Origin of the sequence: Halomonas sp. HG01 (assembly GCF_000968715.2) — a bacterium.
GTDB lineage: Bacteria > Pseudomonadota > Gammaproteobacteria > Pseudomonadales > Halomonadaceae > Halomonas > Halomonas halophila.
On record NZ_CP022134.1, the window covers coordinates 1,202,728 to 1,218,822 of the forward strand.

16 protein-coding genes are annotated in these 16,095 nt (G+C 70.9%); 13 read left to right on the top strand and 3 right to left on the bottom strand.

Annotated features, from left to right (window positions below; genetic code table 11):
* The first annotated feature begins 31 nt into the window (after positions 1 to 31).
* Entirely contained in the window at positions 32 to 1,261 is a 1,230-nt protein-coding gene (gene argJ / locus UN84_RS05615; protein WP_046079742.1) for a bifunctional glutamate N-acetyltransferase/amino-acid acetyltransferase ArgJ, read from the top strand.
* Positions 1,262 to 1,352: 91 nt separating this feature from the next.
* The gene (locus UN84_RS05620; protein WP_046079741.1) at positions 1,353 to 2,300 is read left to right on the top strand and encodes a Nudix family hydrolase; all 948 of its coding nucleotides are present in this window, start codon (positions 1,353 to 1,355) and stop codon (positions 2,298 to 2,300) included.
* A gap of 100 nt (positions 2,301 to 2,400) precedes the next feature.
* Here the strand turns inward: UN84_RS05620 and UN84_RS05625 are convergent, their stop codons facing one another.
* Together UN84_RS05625 and UN84_RS05630 are read right to left on the bottom strand one after the other, a co-directional pair.
* Complete coding sequence (locus UN84_RS05625) at positions 2,401 to 3,303, bottom strand: carbon-nitrogen hydrolase (protein WP_046079740.1); 903 nt, start codon at positions 3,301 to 3,303, stop codon at positions 2,401 to 2,403.
* Complete coding sequence (locus UN84_RS05630; protein WP_046079739.1) at positions 3,300 to 4,364, bottom strand: agmatine deiminase family protein; 1,065 nt, start codon at positions 4,362 to 4,364, stop codon at positions 3,300 to 3,302. The genes UN84_RS05625 and UN84_RS05630 overlap by 4 nt, the downstream gene beginning before the upstream one ends.
* Positions 4,365 to 4,597: 233 nt before the next feature.
* Between UN84_RS05630 and UN84_RS05635 the strand changes: the two genes are divergently transcribed.
* Together UN84_RS05635 and UN84_RS05640 are read left to right on the top strand one after the other, a co-directional pair.
* Positions 4,598 to 5,839, top strand: a complete 1,242-nt coding sequence (locus tag UN84_RS05635) for a lipoprotein-releasing ABC transporter permease subunit (RefSeq protein WP_035599416.1) — start codon at positions 4,598 to 4,600, stop codon at positions 5,837 to 5,839.
* Complete coding sequence (locus UN84_RS05640) at positions 5,832 to 6,569, top strand: ABC transporter ATP-binding protein (protein ID WP_046079738.1); 738 nt, start codon at positions 5,832 to 5,834, stop codon at positions 6,567 to 6,569. The genes UN84_RS05635 and UN84_RS05640 overlap by 8 nt, the downstream gene beginning before the upstream one ends.
* Before the next feature lie 38 nt (positions 6,570 to 6,607).
* Here the strand turns inward: UN84_RS05640 and UN84_RS05645 are convergent, their stop codons facing one another.
* Positions 6,608 to 7,153, bottom strand: a complete 546-nt coding sequence (locus UN84_RS05645; RefSeq protein ID WP_035599421.1) for a DUF2062 domain-containing protein — start codon at positions 7,151 to 7,153, stop codon at positions 6,608 to 6,610.
* A 125-nt stretch (positions 7,154 to 7,278) separates the two neighbouring features.
* Here UN84_RS05645 and UN84_RS05650 point away from each other — a divergent pair, with 125 nt between their 5' ends.
* The 9 genes from UN84_RS05650 to murB are packed head-to-tail and all read left to right on the top strand — an operon-like array spanning position 7,279 to position 16,014.
* Complete coding sequence (locus UN84_RS05650; protein ID WP_046080460.1) at positions 7,279 to 9,615, top strand: DNA internalization-related competence protein ComEC/Rec2; 2,337 nt, start codon at positions 7,279 to 7,281, stop codon at positions 9,613 to 9,615.
* 4 nt (positions 9,616 to 9,619) lie between these two features.
* Positions 9,620 to 10,312, top strand: a complete 693-nt coding sequence (locus UN84_RS05655; RefSeq protein ID WP_052719378.1) for a MotA/TolQ/ExbB proton channel family protein — start codon at positions 9,620 to 9,622, stop codon at positions 10,310 to 10,312.
* Positions 10,309 to 10,731 carry an ExbD/TolR family protein gene (locus UN84_RS05660; RefSeq protein ID WP_035599426.1) on the top strand — a complete coding sequence of 141 codons (423 nt, stop codon included), beginning with the start codon at positions 10,309 to 10,311 and terminating at the stop codon, positions 10,729 to 10,731. The genes UN84_RS05655 and UN84_RS05660 overlap by 4 nt, the downstream gene beginning before the upstream one ends.
* Complete coding sequence (gene msbA, locus UN84_RS05665) at positions 10,728 to 12,473, top strand: lipid A export permease/ATP-binding protein MsbA (RefSeq protein WP_035599429.1); 1,746 nt, start codon at positions 10,728 to 10,730, stop codon at positions 12,471 to 12,473. Before UN84_RS05660 ends, msbA begins: the two co-directional genes overlap by 4 nt.
* Entirely contained in the window at positions 12,470 to 13,468 is a 999-nt protein-coding gene (gene lpxK / locus UN84_RS05670; protein ID WP_046079737.1) for a tetraacyldisaccharide 4'-kinase, read from the top strand. Before msbA ends, lpxK begins: the two co-directional genes overlap by 4 nt.
* 55 nt (positions 13,469 to 13,523) lie before the next feature.
* Complete coding sequence (locus tag UN84_RS05675; protein ID WP_016854367.1) at positions 13,524 to 13,727, top strand: Trm112 family protein; 204 nt, start codon at positions 13,524 to 13,526, stop codon at positions 13,725 to 13,727.
* Positions 13,728 to 13,736: 9 nt separating this feature from the next.
* Entirely contained in the window at positions 13,737 to 14,525 is a 789-nt protein-coding gene (kdsB, locus tag UN84_RS05680; protein ID WP_046079736.1) for a 3-deoxy-manno-octulosonate cytidylyltransferase, read from the top strand.
* Positions 14,525 to 15,001: a low molecular weight protein-tyrosine-phosphatase gene (locus tag UN84_RS05685; RefSeq protein ID WP_046079735.1), complete on the top strand. Its 477-nt coding sequence runs from the start codon at positions 14,525 to 14,527 to the stop codon at positions 14,999 to 15,001. Before kdsB ends, UN84_RS05685 begins: the two co-directional genes overlap by 1 nt.
* Positions 14,998 to 16,014, top strand: coding sequence for a UDP-N-acetylmuramate dehydrogenase (murB, locus tag UN84_RS05690; protein WP_173834967.1), 1,017 nt, complete (start codon positions 14,998 to 15,000; stop codon positions 16,012 to 16,014). The genes UN84_RS05685 and murB overlap by 4 nt, the downstream gene beginning before the upstream one ends.
* The last annotated feature ends 81 nt before the right edge of the window (positions 16,015 to 16,095 follow it).

Sequence of the window (16,095 nt, forward strand, 5' to 3'; positions counted from 1 at the left end):
CCGCCAAGCGAATTCATACAGGAGACAGACGATGGCAGTGGGCCCTGCAAGCTTTCCCGAGATGCCGGTGATCGATGGGGTGCGCCTGGGCACGGCCCGGGCCGGGATCAAGGCCGCCGATCGCCGTGACCTGGTGGTGATCGAGGTGCCCGAGGGCGCCGCCGTGGCGGGCAGCTTCACGCGCAATGCCTTCTGTGCGGCCCCGGTGACCGTGGCCCGAGAGCACCTGGCGGCCTGCACCCTGCACGGCGAGGCGCCGCGCTACCTGGTGATCAACACCGGCAACGCCAACGCCGGCACCGGCGAGACCGGGCTGCGTGACGCGCGGACCACCTGCGCCGAGCTGGGTGGCCTGGCCGGGGTGGAGGCCTCCCGCGTGCTGCCGTTCTCCACCGGCGTGATCGGAGAGACGCTGCCCATGGAGCGGCTGCTGGGCGGCCTGCCCGAGGCGCTGCGCTGCCTCGACGAGAGCGCAGCGGGCTGGGCCGCGGCCGGCGAGGGTATCCTCACCACCGACACCCGGCCCAAGGGGGCCAGCGTGACCGTGCCGCTGGGTGACGAGACCGTCACCCTCAACGGCATCAGCAAGGGCTCGGGGATGATCAAGCCCAACATGGCCACCATGCTGGCCTTCGTGGCCACCGATGCGGCCATCGCCCCGGCGCTGCTGGATGAGCTGCTGCGCGAGGCCGTGGAGCGCTCCTTCAACTGCATCACGGTGGACGGCGATACCTCGACCAACGATGCCTGCATGCTGATCGCCACCGGCCGCGGCGCGGCCATCGACGATGACCGACGCCTGGCGATGTTCCGCGAGGCGCTCGACCGGCTGATGATCGAGCTCGCCCAGGCCATCGTGCGTGACGGCGAGGGCGCCACCAAGTTCGTCGGCCTGCAGGTCGATGGCGCGGTGACGCGTCAGGAGGCATTGGACGTGGCCTTCACCGTGGCTCACTCGCCGCTGGTCAAGACCGCACTGGCCGCCAGCGACGCCAACTGGGGCCGGATCCTCGCCGCCGTGGGGCGGGCGCCGCTGGAGGACTTCGACGTCGAGCGTGTGGTGATCGACCTCGGCGAGGTGCGCCTGGTGGAGAACGGCGGCCGGGCCGCCGGCTACACCGAGGAGGCCGGCAGCGAGGTCATGGCCCGCGAGGAGATCGCGATCCGCATCGACCTGGGGCGCGGCGAGCGCAGCGCCACCGTCTGGACCACGGATCTGACCCGGGAATACGTCGCCATCAACGCCGATTACCGCAGCTGAGCGCGCGGGGCCCGGCGTTCCCGGTTCGCATCAAGAGAGCAATCCCCCGCGCGTCGGCGCGGGGACAAGTGGGATAAGGTGAATGAACGCAATGGTCAAGAGAAGGGTGCATGTGGCGGCCGCCGCCATCATCAGCGCCGATGGTCGTGAGGTGCTGCTCGCCCGGCGCCCGTCCAACGTCGATCAAGGCGGCCTCTGGGAGTTCCCCGGTGGCAAGCTGGCGCCCTATGAAACGGGCCTCGAGGCTCTCAAGCGCGAGTTGCACGAGGAGCTGGGGGTGGAGATTCATCGCGCCCAGCCGCTGATCCGCATCCACCACGAGTACACCGACAAGCACATTCTGCTCGACGTCTGGCAGGTCCACGACTTCGCCGGCGAGCCCTTCGGGCGCGAGGGGCAGGCGGTGCGCTGGGTGCCGATGGAGGAGCTGTTCAACTATCCCTTCCCGGCGGCCAACGTGCCGATCCTTCGCGCGGTGATGCTGCCCACCGAGTACCTGATCACCGCCGAGGAAGAGGACGAGTCAGTGTTCCTGTCACGGCTGGAGCGGGCGCTGGTCGAGGATGGCGTGCGCATGGTGCAGCTGCGGGCCAAGGATCTGGACCGCGAGGGCTACCTGGCTCGCGCCGAGCAGGCCCTGGCGGTATGCCGTCGTCACGGTGCGCGGCTGATGCTCAACGGCGAGCCCGAGCTGCTCGACCAGGTGGATGCCGACGGCATCCATCTGACCAGCGTGCGGCTGATGAGCCTGGATCGTCGTCCGCTGCCCGAGGGCAAGTGGCTCTCGGCCTCGACCCACGACCGCGAGCAGCTGGACCAGGCCCATCGCGTCGGCTGCGACTTCGCGACCCTGTCGCCGCTGCGCACCACGCCTTCGCATCCGGAAGTGGCGCCGATCGGCTGGCACGATTTCCAGCAGCTGGTCGAGCATGCCGGCATGCCGGTGTTCGCGCTGGGTGGCATGACCCGCTTCGACGCCAATCATGCCCGCGCCGTGGGCGCCCAGGGCATCGCCTCGATTCGCGACTTCTGGAAGTAATCGGCGCCGAGCGACAAGCGCCGAGCTACAAGAAAACCCCGAAGGACAGTCCTTCGGGGTTTTCTTTTGCTTCAGGCAATTTCAGGCTCTCGACTTGCCGCTAGTCCCGATAACGGCGGGTCAGGTCGCCATAGGCGTCGACACGCCGGTCGCGCAGATAGGGCCAGATGCGTCGCACCGCCTCGCCACGCTCCATGTCCAGGGTCACCAGCAACCGCTCGGCCTGCTGGCCGGCGTGGGCGAGCAGTTCGCCCTGGGGGCCGCAGATGAAGCTGCCGCCCCAGAAGTCGATGCCCGGGCCGACCCCGGAGTGGTCGCTCTCGTGGCCGACCCGGTTGGCCACCACCACCGGCAGGCCGTTGGCCACCGCATGGCTGCGCTGGATCAGCGTCCAGGCGTCCTTCTGGCGTGCCTTCTCGTCGTCATCGTCCTGCGGGTCCCAGCCGATGGCGGTGGGGTAGAGCAGCAGGTCGGCGCCGGCCAGGGCCATCAGGCGCGCGGCTTCCGGATACCACTGGTCCCAGCACACCAGCAGGCCGAGGCGGCCCAGCGAGGTGTCGATGGGGGTGAAGCCTTCCTCGCGAGCGGCGTCATGATCGCCCGGGGTGAAGTAGAACTTTTCAAAGAAGCCCGGATCGTCGGGAATGTGCATCTTGCGATACTGGCCGACCCGGCCGTGGGCACCGTCATAGACCACGGCGGTGTTGTGGTAGAGGCCCGGGGCACGGCGCTCGAACAGCGAGCCCACCAGCACGATGTCGAGCTCGGCGGCCAGCGCCGCCAGCCGCTGGCCGGTGGGGCCGTCCAGTGGCTCGGCCAGGTCGAACAGGGCGGTGTCCTCGAACTGGCAGAAGTAGTGGGTGGCGTGCAGCTCCTGCAGCATCACCAGCTGGGCGCCGGCGCCGGCCAGTTCGCGGATACCGGCCTCGCTCTCGGCCAGGCTCCGGGCCTTGTCGGGCCAGGCCGGCTGCTGGACCAGGCCGACCTTGAGGGTGCGGGTCATGATGTCTCTCCTTCATGGCGGCGAGCCCCGGCCAGGGTGCCGCGGGGCAGCTGCATGGTCAGGCAGTGCAGGCTGCCATGCTGGCGGATCACGGTGCCGCAGTCGATGGGCACGATGTCGCGGTCCGGGAAGGCCTCGGCCAGGGCGGTGAGGGCGCGCGCATCGGCGGCGTCGCCGTAGGTGGGCACCAGCACCGCGCCGTTGATGATCAGGAAGTTGGCGTAGGTGGCCGGCAGGCGGCGACCGTCCTCGGCGTCGAAGCAGGGCGTGGGCCAGGGCAGCGGGATCAGCCGGTAGGGCTCGCCGTCGGCGCGGCGCAGCGCGCGCAGCTCGTCCTCCATGGCGGCCAGCGCAGGATGGTGCGGGTCGGTGTCGTCGTCGCAGCGCACGTAGGCGATGGTCCGCGGGTCGCAGAACCGGGCCAGGGTGTCCACGTGGCTGTCGGTGTCGTCGCCTTCCAGATGGCCATGGGCGAGCCACAGCACCCGCTCGGCGCCCAGCTCCTCGGCCAGCCTCGCTTCGATGGCGGCCCGGTCGAGGTGCGGGTTGCGGTTGTCGTTGAGCAGGCAGGCCCCGGTGGTCAGCAGGGTGCCCTGGCCGTCGCTCTCCAGGGCACCGCCTTCGAGCACCAGGTCGTGGGAGACCAGCGGCGCGGCGAAGACGCCGGCCGCGGCGAGGCGGCGGGTCAGGCTGTCGTCGCGGCTGGCCGGGAACTTGCCGCCCCAGCCGGTGAAGACGTAGTCGAGCAGCACGAGCTCGCCGTCACGTTCGACGGTGAGCGGGCCGTGGTCCCGGGCCCAGGTGTCGTCGGCCTCGGCGACCTGGAGAATGAGGCGCTCGGCGGAGACGCCGCGATGATGGAAGGCCTCGGCCAGCCGGGTGCGGGTGGCGTCGTCCGGCACGGCGATCAGTACCGGCTGGTAGCGGGCGATGGCCACTGCCAGGGTCTCGAGGGTCGCCTCGATGTTCGCCAGCAGCGGCGCCCAGTCGCTGTCGGGACTCGGCCAGGTCAGTTGCACGGCATCCTGGGGATGCCATTCGGGGAGCAGGCAGACGGCCATGGCAGGCCTCCTCGATGAAGGAATCCGGCGCAATGTAGGGGGCGGTGCGTCGGGATGCAAGTCCGACGAGGCCGTCGGCTTCGCGGTCGGCGAACCCGGGGGCCATGCCTCTGTCGGGCGTTTTCCCGCGTCGTCGAGCCGGCAAGGTGCAGTCATCGTGCAAGCCTTGCCTCCCCGATGCAGGGCCGGCCAAAAACACGTACCATGAGCGCCCGCCGACAAGGAATGCTCAAATGCTGGATCGTCTGCCTCTCCTGATCGGGTTGCGCTACGTGCGGGCCAAGCGACGCAACCACTTCATCTCCTTCATTTCCCTGACCTCCATGCTGGGCCTGACCCTGGGCGTGGCGGTGTTGATTCTCGTGCTGTCCGTGATGAACGGCTTCGATCGCGAGCTGCGCGAGCGGGTGCTGGGCATGGTGCCGCACACTCGCATCGAGGTGCCCTCCGGGCTCACCGACTGGCAGCCGCTGGCCGAACGCCTCCAGCAGCGCGAGCACGTCATCGGGGCGGCGCCCTATATCCAGCAGCAGGGCATGTTCTCGGTGGGCGGTCGCAACAACGGCGCCATGGTGAACGGCATCGAGCCCGAGTGGGAGAAGCGCGTCTCGATCGTCGACGAGCACATGGAGCGGGGAAGCCTCGACGACCTCCAGCCCGGCGAGTGGAACGTGGTGCTTGGCTCGATGCTGGCACGCCAGCTCGGGGTGACGGTGGGCGATCGGGTGACCCTGCTGGTGCCCGAGGCCTCGATCACGCCGGCCGGGGTCTTCCCGCGCCTCAAGCGCTTCACCGTCAGCGGCATCTTCAGCGTCGGCGCCGACCTCGATGCCAGCCTCGCCTACGCCAACATCGCCGACATGCAGACCCTGGCGCGCATGGGCAGCGACGTGGGCGGGCTGCGCCTGGAGCTCGACGACCTCTTCCAGGCCGGCAGCGTGACCCGCGCGATCATCGACGACCTGGGGCCGGGCTATCGCGGTCTGGACTGGACCTATACCCGGGGCAACCTGTTCCAGGCGATCCAGATGGAGAAGCGCATGATCGCGCTGCTGCTGACGGTGATCATCGCCGTGGCGGCCTTCAACATCGTCTCGACCCTGGTGATGGTGGTCACCGACAAGCATGCCGACATCGCCATCCTGCGCACCATCGGCGCCACGCCGCGCTCGATCATGGGCATCTTCATGGTCCAGGGGCTGGCGATCGGGGTGATCGGCATCCTGATCGGGGTGGGGCTCGGCGTGCTGCTGGCGCTGACCGTCTCCGACATCCTGGCCTTCGTCGAGTCGGCCTTCGGCATCCACTTCCTCGATGCCGGCGTCTATTTCATCAGCGAGCTGCCCTCGCAGCTGCTGTGGTCCGACGTGGGCCAGATCGTCTCCGCGGCCTTCGTGCTGACCTTCCTGTCGACCCTCTACCCGGCCTGGCGCGCGGCCCGGGTGCAGCCTGCCGAGGTGCTTCGCTATGAATGATCCCGCCATGACCCAGGAGATCGACCGTCCGGCCTCAGGGCGCGAGGTGATGCTGGCCTGCGACCGCCTGACCCGCGTCTATCGCGAGGGGCCGCGCGATCTCACCGTGCTCGACGAGCTGGCGCTCGAGGTGCGCGCCGGCGAACGGGTGGCGGTGGTCGGCAGTTCCGGCTCCGGCAAGACCACGCTGCTCAACCTGCTGGGTGGGCTGGATCATCCCAGCCGCGGCGAGGTGCGCATCGCCGGGCAGGCGCTGCACGAGCTGGGCAACGCCGCCCTGGGGCGCTTTCGCAATCGGCACATCGGCTTCGTCTACCAGTTTCACCACCTGCTGGCCGAGTTCACCGCCGTGGAGAACGCCGCGCTGCCGCTGATCGTGCGTGGCCATCGGAAGAAGGACGCCGAGGCCAGGGCGCTTACGCTGCTGGAGCGGGTGGGCGTGGCCGAACGGGCCGACCACAAGCCCGGCGAGCTCTCCGGCGGCGAGCGGCAGCGGGTGGCCATCGCCCGGGCGCTGGTCACCGACCCGAGCCTGGTGCTGATGGACGAGCCCACCGGCAACCTCGATCAGACCACCGCCGCCAGTATCCTGGGGCTGATGGATGAGCTGTCCGCCAGCGCCGCCTGTGCCTTCGTGATCGTGACCCACGATCCGAGCCTCGCCGCCCATCAGGACCGGGTGCTGCGCCTCGACGCGGGTCGCCTGACCCAGGACGCGCCCGCCGCCTGAAGCGCGGGCGGGCCGGCTGTCGACCTTTCCCGGCGCGATTACCTTTCTCGAGCGCGGTCGCCCAGCCGGTCCCGGCGGCGCCGCGCTCGACGCTTCCAGCTGCGCGAGACCTGCCAGCGCCACGCCAGGCGAATCGCCACGCTACCCAGGAGGCCGGCCAGGATGGCCGCCACCAGCGAGCCCGCCGCCAGCGCCGGCAGGGCGTCGATCATCTGAGTGGCGATCCATTCGGTGGACAGGCGGGTGGGGGCCTCCCGGGCGGGCAGGTCCAGCAGCCAGGCGCCCAGCCGATAGTTGCCGTAGAAGATCAGCGGCATGGTCAGGGGGTTGGTGATCCATACCAGGCCGATCGACAGGGGCAGGTTGGCGCGCAGCGCCCAGGCGCCCAGGGCGGCCAGCACCATCTGGCCGGGAATCGGCAGCAGCGCGCAGAACAGCCCGACGAAGAACGCATTGGCCACGCTGCGGCGCGACAGCATCCACAGCGAGGGGTTACCGATCAGGTGGCTCAAGAAGCGCAGTGAGCGCTGGCGCCTGAGGGTCTCGGGATGGGGCAGGTAGCGCTGCAGGAGACGGCGCGGCATGGGGATGGGCTCGCGGCTTCGGTATGCGCGCTATTATCCATACAAGCCCGCTCCCTCGCCATGGCGTCGCTCAACGCCAGGCCGTCATGCTGTCGCGGGCGCTCCGCTCAGGGATGATGATGCCCATGGCAACCGGACTGGCCCTGCCGCTCGCGCTGGCGGCCCTCCTCGGCACGCTGATCGGTGCCCTCGCCGACCAGGGCGCCTTCACCGCCTGGCCTCAGGCCGTGGGCCTGTCGCTGCTGGTCGGGCTGGCGGCTTGCCGCTGGCGCCTGGTGCTGCTGCTGTCGATGGTCGCGCTGGTCGCCGGCCAGCTGAGCGTGTTGCGCGGCGGCGAGCTGCCCGATGGGCTGACACGCCAGGACCTGGCCGTGGAGGGGCGACTGACGTCGGTGGTCCGGGAGGGTGTCCTGACGCGACTGACCCTGGCGGTGAGCGACTGTGAGCCGCTGGCCGCGGGCCTGCCGCGCTGCGATCGGCTGTCGCGGGTGCGGCTCAATGCCTACGACGCGCCGGTCATGAGCGTCGGCGAGCGTTGGCGCCTGACCGTCCGGCTGCGTCCGCCCGCGGGTTTCGCCAATCCGGATGCCTTCGACTATGGCGCCTGGCTGCGCCGGGAGGGTATCCACGCCACCGGCTACGTGCGCGAGGCGCCGCCACCGGCGCGTCTCGAGGCGGCCGGCGGCTCGATTCGTCGATGGGCCCTCGTCCGGCTCGATGAGCGTGATCTTTCCCCGCGCACGACGCGCTGGCTGGCGGCGCTGACCCTGGGCGTCGGCGAACGGCTGAGCGATGACGACTGGGCGCTGCTCAATGCCAGTGGCACTACCCATCTGATGGTCATTTCCGGGTTGCATGTCGGCCTGGTGGCCGGCGTGGCCCTGTGGCTGTCGCGCGGGGTGTCGCGGCTCGTCGCCCCGGGTCGCTGGCGGATGGCGATCTGGCCCTGGTGGGCCGCCGGGGTGGCGGCGGCGGCCTACGCCTGGCTGGCGGGGCTCGAGCCGCCCGCGCTGCGGGCGATGATCATGGCCCTGGTCGGGCTCTGGGTGGCCAGCGGGCGACATGCGCCCGGGCCCTGGCAGGCCTGGTGGCTGGCGCTGGCCCTGGTAGTGATCCTCGATCCGCTGGCGGTCTGGCGCCCCGGCGGCTGGCTGTCGTTCGGCGCCGTGGCCTGGCTGATCCTGATCTGGCAGGGGCGGCCTCGCCCCATAGGGTGGCGCGGCTGGCTGTGGGCCCTGGTGCGCAGCCAGCTGCTGCTGGCGCCGGTGATGGCGGGGGCGGTGTTGCTGGCCTTCGACCGGTTCGCGCCGGCGGCGCCGCTGGTCAACCTGGTGGCCGTGCCGCTCGTCGGCAGCGTCATGGTACCGCTGGGGCTGGCGGGCTGGGCCCTGGCCTGGGTGCCGCCGCTGGCGGATCTCGCCTGGTCCGCGTTCGGCACGCTGGCGGAGGGGCTAGCCCTCGGGCTCGAGACAGCGGCACGCCTCGCGCCGCTGCAGGAGCCGGCGCCGGCCGTGGCTCAGGCGTTGGGCGTGGCGCTGGTCCTGATCGGCCTGCTGTGGGGGCTACCGGGCCTCGCCGGGCGATTGCGCCTGGCCGGCACCGCGCTGCTGCTGGCCTGCGGTACGCTCGGGTTGTCGCCATCCTCGCCAGCGCCCGGTGAGGTGCGGGTGCGCGTCCATGACGTGGGGCAGGGGCAGCTGGTGGCCCTGCGCACCGCCCGCTACCGGGCGCTGATCGACACGGGGCCGCGCTTCCCCTCCGGCTTCATGCCCCTGTCGACGCTGTGGCCCGAGGGGCAACGCTTCGACGATGTCATCGTCAGCCATGCCGATCTCGATCATGCCGGCGGCGTCGAGGCGCTGATGATGGAGCATTCCGTCGGGCGCTACCTGGCGCCGCCGGGCAGCGCGCTGCCGGTGGCGACGGAGCCCTGCGTGGCGGGGCTGGCCTGGCAGCGTGACGGGGTGGATTTTCGCGTGCTCTGGCCGCCCGCGGGGGCCGCGGGGCTGTCCGCCAACGATGGCTCCTGCGTGCTGCTGATCACCGCGGGCCAGCAGCGGCTGTTGATCACCGGCGATGCCGGTGTGCGGGTGGAACATGAGCTCTTGGCGTGGCTCGAGGGGCCCATCGAGGCGCTGGTGGCCGGGCATCACGGCAGCGCGACCAGTTCCAGCCCCGGTTTCCTGGCCGCCGTCAGGCCACGGCAGGTGATCTTCAGCGCGGGCCGGGACAACCGTTTCGGCCACCCCGCGGCGTCGGTGGTGCGTCGCTTTCGGCGACTCGGCAGCTGTCTGTGGAACACGGCCCAGGACGGTGCCGTGACCCTGTGGCTGGGCGGGGAGGGGCGGGTCGAGCCCGCGCGCCCGGCGGCCTGGCGGCGCGGCGGTGTCGGACGCGGGTGCCTTGCGTTAGAATCGCCTGCAATGACGCCGGAGGCGCCGGTGACTGCTCGAGGGAGGTGACCCCATGACCCTGATGGAGGCCCTGATCGCCGGGGGCTGGCTGATGCTGCCGCTGCTCGGCTGTTCGCTGGTGGCGGTGGTGATCGTCGTCGAGCGCCTGTGGGCGCTGCGCGCCTCGCGCATCGCGCCGAGGGGGCTCGGCGAGGAAGTCTGCACGCTGGTGGCTCGCGGCCAGGTCAACCTCTACTGGCTGGAGAGCCATTCGCCGCTGGGCGGCGTACTGGCGGCCGGGCTGCGTAACGCCCGGCTCGGCCACGAGCAGGTCCGGGCGCGTTTCCAGGAGGCCGCCACCGCGGTGGTCCACGACATGGAACGCTTCCTCAGCCCGCTCGGCACCATCGCGTCGATCACGCCGCTGCTCGGCCTGCTGGGCACCGTGGTGGGCATGATCGAGGTGTTCGCGGTGCTCGTGTCGAACGATGGCGGCGAACGCACCGCGGATCTGGCCGGCGGCATCTCCCGGGCGCTGGTGACCACCGCGGCGGGCCTGACGGTGGCGATTCCCGCGCTGATGTTCCACCGCTACTTCCAGCGGCGGGTCGAGGACGTCACGGTGTGCATCGAGCAACAGGCCGGCCAGGTGGTGGAGTTCCTGGCCCATCACGACGGCGAACTGACCCTGGCCGAGCGCCATGAGGCGACGGCGGACTCCCGGACCGCGGACCCGGATCCGCTGGCGGGAGCCGGGCGCCCATGAGGGTACCGCGCAGGCGACGCGAGGCGGTGGAAGTCAACCTGACCCCGCTGATCGACGTGGTGTTCCTGCTGCTGATCTTCTTCATGGTGTCCACGACCTTCGAGACCCGGCAGGCGCTCGAACTGGTGCTGCCCGAGAGCGAGACCGGCGTGGCCGCCGAGGCCTCGCCGGTCACCGTGGTGGTCACCCCCGAGGGTGCGTATCGCCTGGGCGATCGCGCCCTGGCGCCAGGCGCGCTGGAAGCGGCGCTGGCCCAGGCGGCGCCGCGCGCCCGCGAGCACGGCCTGGTGGTCGAGGCCGACGGCCGCGCCGCCCACGCCGACGTGGTGCGGGTGCTCGACCGGGCCGGCGCTCTGGACATTCGGCGGGTGCGCATCGCCACCGCCAAGGCAACACATTCTGAAGCGGAGACACCGTGAGCGAACACTCGGGCTGGACCCTCTACAAGCGTCTGCTGGGCTATGTGAAGCCCCATTGGAAGGCCTTCGCCCTGGCCGTCGTCGGCTACGCCATCTACGCGGCGTCCAGCACGGCGCTGGCCGAGATGATGAAGCGGCTGATCGACGGCATCCAGAATCCGGATGCCGCCTTTCGCCTGATGCTGCCGCTGTTCGTGGTGGGCATGTTCGCCGCTCGCGGGCTGGGCACCTTCCTCGGCACCTATTTCATGAGCAACGTGGCCCGCAACCTGGTCCACGCGCTGCGCTGCGATGTCTTCAATCACATGCTGCACCTGCCGGGGCGCTTCTTCGACGAGCATTCCTCGGGACATATGGTGTCGCGGGTCACCTACCACGTCGAGCAGGTCACCGGGGCCGGCACCAAGGCGATCACCATCCTGCTGCGCGAGGGGCTGTTCGTGATCGGGCTGGTGGTCTACCTGCTGTGGACCAACTGGATGCTGACCCTGCTGTTCCTGGCCGTGACGCCGCTGATCGGCGGCGTGGTCAGCTACGCCAGCAAGCGTTTCCGGCGCATCTCCCGGCGCATCCAGCATTCCATGGGCGACGTCACCCATGTGGCCTCCGAGGCGCTGTCCGGCTACCGGGTGGTGCGTACCCATGGTGCCGAGGGATATGAAAAGGCCCGTTTCGCCGAGGCCAGCGAGGTCAACCGGCGCCAGAGCATGAAGGAGGCGCTGACCAAGGCCACCAGCACGCCGGTGATCCAGCTGCTGGTGGCGCTGTCGCTGGCGCTGCTGGTGTGGCTCGCCATGTCGCCGGCGATGCTGGACGACATGACCCCCGGCGAGTTCGTGGCCTTCATCACTGCGGCCTCGCTGATGGCCAAGCCGGTGCGACAGCTCACCGAGATCAATGCCACCGTGCAGAAGGGCATCGCCGCCGCCGGCGAGCTGTTCGGGCTGCTCGACGTGCCGCCCGAGGAGGACAGCGGCACCCGCGAACCGGGCCGTCTCGAGGGCCGCGTGACCCTGGAGGGCGTGCGCTTCGCCTACGGCCCCGACCAGCCTGAGGTGCTCAAGGGCATCGACCTGGACGTGGCCCCCGGCGAGATGATCGCCATCGTGGGCCGCTCCGGCAGCGGCAAGTCGACGCTGATGGGGCTGATGCCGCGCTTCTACCGGCCCACCGCGGGACGGATCTGCCTCGATGGCGTGCCGCTCGAAGATTTCAAGCTGCTGCCGTTGCGGCGCAGCATCGCCCTGGTCTCGCAGCAGGTGACGCTGTTCAACGCCACCATCGCCGACAACATCGCCTACGGCATCGACGATCCCGATCCGCAGGCGGTCGAGGCCGCGGCCCGGGCGGCCCATGCCCACGAGTTCATCGAGCGCCTGCCCGACGGCTACGCCACCGTGGTCGGCGAGAACGGGGTGATGCTTTCCGGTGGTCAGCGCCAGCGCCTGGCCATCGCCCGGGCGATCTTCAAGGATGCGCCGCTGCTGATCCTCGACGAGGCGACCTCGGCGCTGGACACCGAGTCCGAGCGCTACATCCAGGCGGCGCTCGAAGAGGTGTGCCGCGATCGCACGACCTTCGTCATCGCCCACCGGCTCTCCACCATCGAACGCGCCGACCGCATCCTGGTGATGGAGGGCGGCGAGATCGTCGAGCAGGGCAGCCACGCCGAGCTGCTGGCCCGCGAGGGCGCCTATGCGGCCCTGCATCGCCTGCAGTTCCAGGACGCCGAGACGGCATGAGCGGTGGCGTCGGCGAGCGCTGGCTCGAAGGGGCCTATGCCGGTTCGCTGTGGCTGTGGCCGCTGCGCCCGCTCGAGGCGCTCTACCGCCGGGTGATCGCGCGCCGCGCCCGGGCCTACGCCGAGGGGCGGCGCCAGGCCTGGCGGGCCCCGGTGCCGGTAGTCGTGGTCGGCAATATCACCCTCGGCGGTACCGGCAAGTCGCCGCTGGTGGCCTGGCTGGCGCGCCACCTGGGCGAGGCCGGCTGGCGGCCCGGTATCCTGTCCCGCGGCTACGGCGGCCGCGCCGATCGCTATCCGTTGCGGGTCGAGGCCGATACCCCGGCCTCGGCCTGCGGCGACGAGCCTCGCATGCTGGCCGACCAGACCGGCGTGCCGGTGGTGGTCGACCCGGACCGCCCGCGAGGCGCCCGGCGGCTGCTGGAGGAAGGCTGCGACATCCTGCTCGCCGACGATGGCCTGCAGCACCTGCCGCTGGGGCGCGACCTGGAGCTGGTGGTGGTGGACGGCCATCGCGGGCTCGGCAATCGGCGCTGCCTGCCGGCCGGGCCGCTGCGCGAGCCTGCCGAGCGGCTCGAGACCGTGGATGCCGTGCTGGTCAACGGCGAACCACGCGACGCGGCGCTGGCCGATCACTATCGCATGACCCTGGCGCCCGCCGGCTGGCGCCCGCTGGGCGGCGGCCAGCGCCGGGCGGTGGCGCCGGCGCCCTTCGTCGAACCGGTGCATGCCGTGGCCGGTATCGGTCGCCCGGCGCGCTTCTTCGAGACCCTCGAAGGCCTGGGTATCGCCCACTGGACGCACCCCTTCGCCGATCACCACCGCTTCACCGCCGAGGATCTGGCCTTCGAAGACGGCCGCCCACGGGTGATGACCGCCAAGGATGCGGTGAAGTGCCGCGGTCTGGACGCGGACGATGCCTGGGTGCTGGAGGTGGAGGCCGTCCCCGATCCCGATTTCGTCGCCTGGCTGGACGCACGCCTGGCGACCCTGTGAATTCCTGGCGGCCGCCTGCGTGCGGTCGCCGATGCTGACCCTGGAGGCGTGAGAGATGGACAAGCAACTGCTGGCGATGCTGGTCTGCCCGCTGTGCAAGGGCAAGCTGGCCTTCGATCGTGAGGCCGGCGAGCTGGTGTGCCGCTATGACGGCCTGGCCTATCCCGTGCGCGACGGCATCCCGGTGATGCTGCCCGACGAGGCGCGGGCCATCGACGTGGACGAGAAGCTGCCGCCGTCGACCGGCGCCGAGGGCTGAGGAGGCAAGATGCAGGACTTCATCGCCGTGATTCCGGCGCGCTTCGCCTCGACCCGGCTGCCGGGCAAGCCGCTGCTCGACATCGCCGGCGAGCCGATGGTGGCCCACGTCTGGCGCCGGGCCTCGGCCAGCGCCGCCGGACGGGTGGTGGTCGCCACCGACGATGCGCGCATTCGTGACGCCATGGCGCCGCTGGGCGCCGAGGTGGTGATGACCCGCGACGATCATCCCTCCGGCACCGATCGGCTGGCCGAGGTGGCCGATACGCTGGGCCTCGCCGATGACGCCGTGCTGGTCAACGTGCAGGGTGACGAGCCGCTGCTGCCGGCGACCCTGATCGACCAGGTGGCGGTGCGCCTGATGGACGATCCCGGCGCTTCCATCGCCACGCTGGCCGAGCCGATCGGCGACGTCGAGACGCTGTTCAATCCCAACGTGGTCAAGGTGGTGCGTGCGCTCTCGGGGCGGGCCCTCTACTTTTCTCGTGCGCCGATTCCCTGGGATCGCGAGGCCTTCGCCGCGCGGCCCGAGCTGCTCGAGACCGATGCCTGGCTGCGCCATATCGGCCTCTATGCTTACCGGGCGAGCTTCCTCGACGAGTATCGCCACTGGACGCCGTCGCCGCTGGAGCAGCTCGAGCAGCTCGAGCAGCTGCGGGCGCTGCATCACGGCCATGCCATCCAGGTCGCGCTGTCCCGCGAGCCGCCCCCGGCGGGCGTGGACACCGCCGAGGATCTCGCCCGGGTGCGACAGATCCTGGGGCAGGAGGAAGGCCGCGACGACGAGGGGGAGCGCTGATGCGGGTGCTGTTCGTCTGCCTGGGCAATATCTGCCGTTCGCCCACCGCCGAGGGCATGTTCCGCCGCCACCTCGACGAGGCCGGTCTCGCCGGCCGCGTCGAGGTCGACTCCTGCGGCATCGGCCCCTGGCACGCGGGCAAGGCGCCCGACGCCCGCGCCCAGGCCGCGGCCGCCGCGCGCGGGCTCGATCTCTCCGGCCTACGGGCCCGTCAGCTCGACGACGACGACTTCGGCCGCTTCGACTACCTGCTGGCCATGGACCACGACAACCTGGCGGCGCTGGAAGCGCGGCGGCCGGCCGACAGTGATGCCCATGTCGGCCTGTTCCTGTCCTTCGCCGGATTGCCCGATCGCGCCGTGCCCGATCCCTACTACGGCGGCGACGACGGCTTCGAGGAGGTGCTGGACCTGGTCGAGGCGGCCTCGCGCGGTCTCGTCGAGGACGTGCGTCGGCGACTGGAGGAGGGCGCTTGAGCCTGGACATCCTCGCCGACCACGACCTGACCGCCGCCAATACCCTGGGGCTTGGCTGTCGCGCCGAGCGCTTCGTCGCGCCGGACAATGCCGCCGAGCTCGGCGGGGCGCTGTCGATGGCCCGGGAAGCCGGCTGGCCGACCCTGGTGCTGGGCGGCGGCAGCAACCTGATTCTGCCCGCCTTTCAGCCGGGGCTGGTCATCCGGATGGCCATGAACGACTGGTGGCTGGAAGAGACCGGTGACGGGAGCGTGCGGGTGCACGCCGAGGCCGGCGTGGTCTGGCACGAGCTGGTCATGGCCCTGGCCGCCCGCGGCCTCTGGGGGCTCGAGAACCTGGCGCTGATTCCCGGGCACTGCGGGGCGGCGCCGATCCAGAACATCGGCGCCTACGGCGTCGAGCTCGCCGAACGCCTCGAGGCCGTGCATCTGGTGCATCTGGACGACGGCCGCGAAGCGGTGCTGGGGCCCGACGAGTGCGCCTTTGGCTATCGAGACAGCGTCTTCAAGCGCGCCCTGGCGGGGCGGGTGGCGATCACCCGGCTGGTGCTGCGTGTCTCGCGCAAGGCCGAGCCGCGCCTGGGCTACGGCGACCTGGCCAGTCGTGTCGGGGAGACCCCCACGCCGCTGGAGGTGGCCGAGGCCGTCTGTGCGGTGCGGCGCGAGAAACTGCCGGATCCGGAGGTGCTCGGCAATGCCGGCAGCTTCTTCAAGAACCCGGTGGTGTCGTCGGAATGCGCGGCGTCGCTGCGCGAGGCGTATCCCGACATGCCGAGCTTTCCGCTGGCGGATGGCCGCACCAAGCTGGCCGCCGGCTGGCTGATCGATCGTTGCGGCCTCAAGGGCTGGCGCGATGGCCCCTTCGGCGTCCACGACCGCCAGGCCCTGGTGCTGGTGCACCACGGCGGCGGCGATGCGCCCGGGCTGCTGGCCTTCGCCGCGCGGGTCGCCGAGACGGTGGAGCGGCGCTTCGGCGTGACGCTGGAGCGTGAGCCGCGGCTGGCGACAGAATAGGGACATCGGCGCTTCCGGCGCCTTCGGTAGACGCCAACGAAAACGCCCGTGGCCAATGGCCACGGGCGTTGTCTTTCAGGG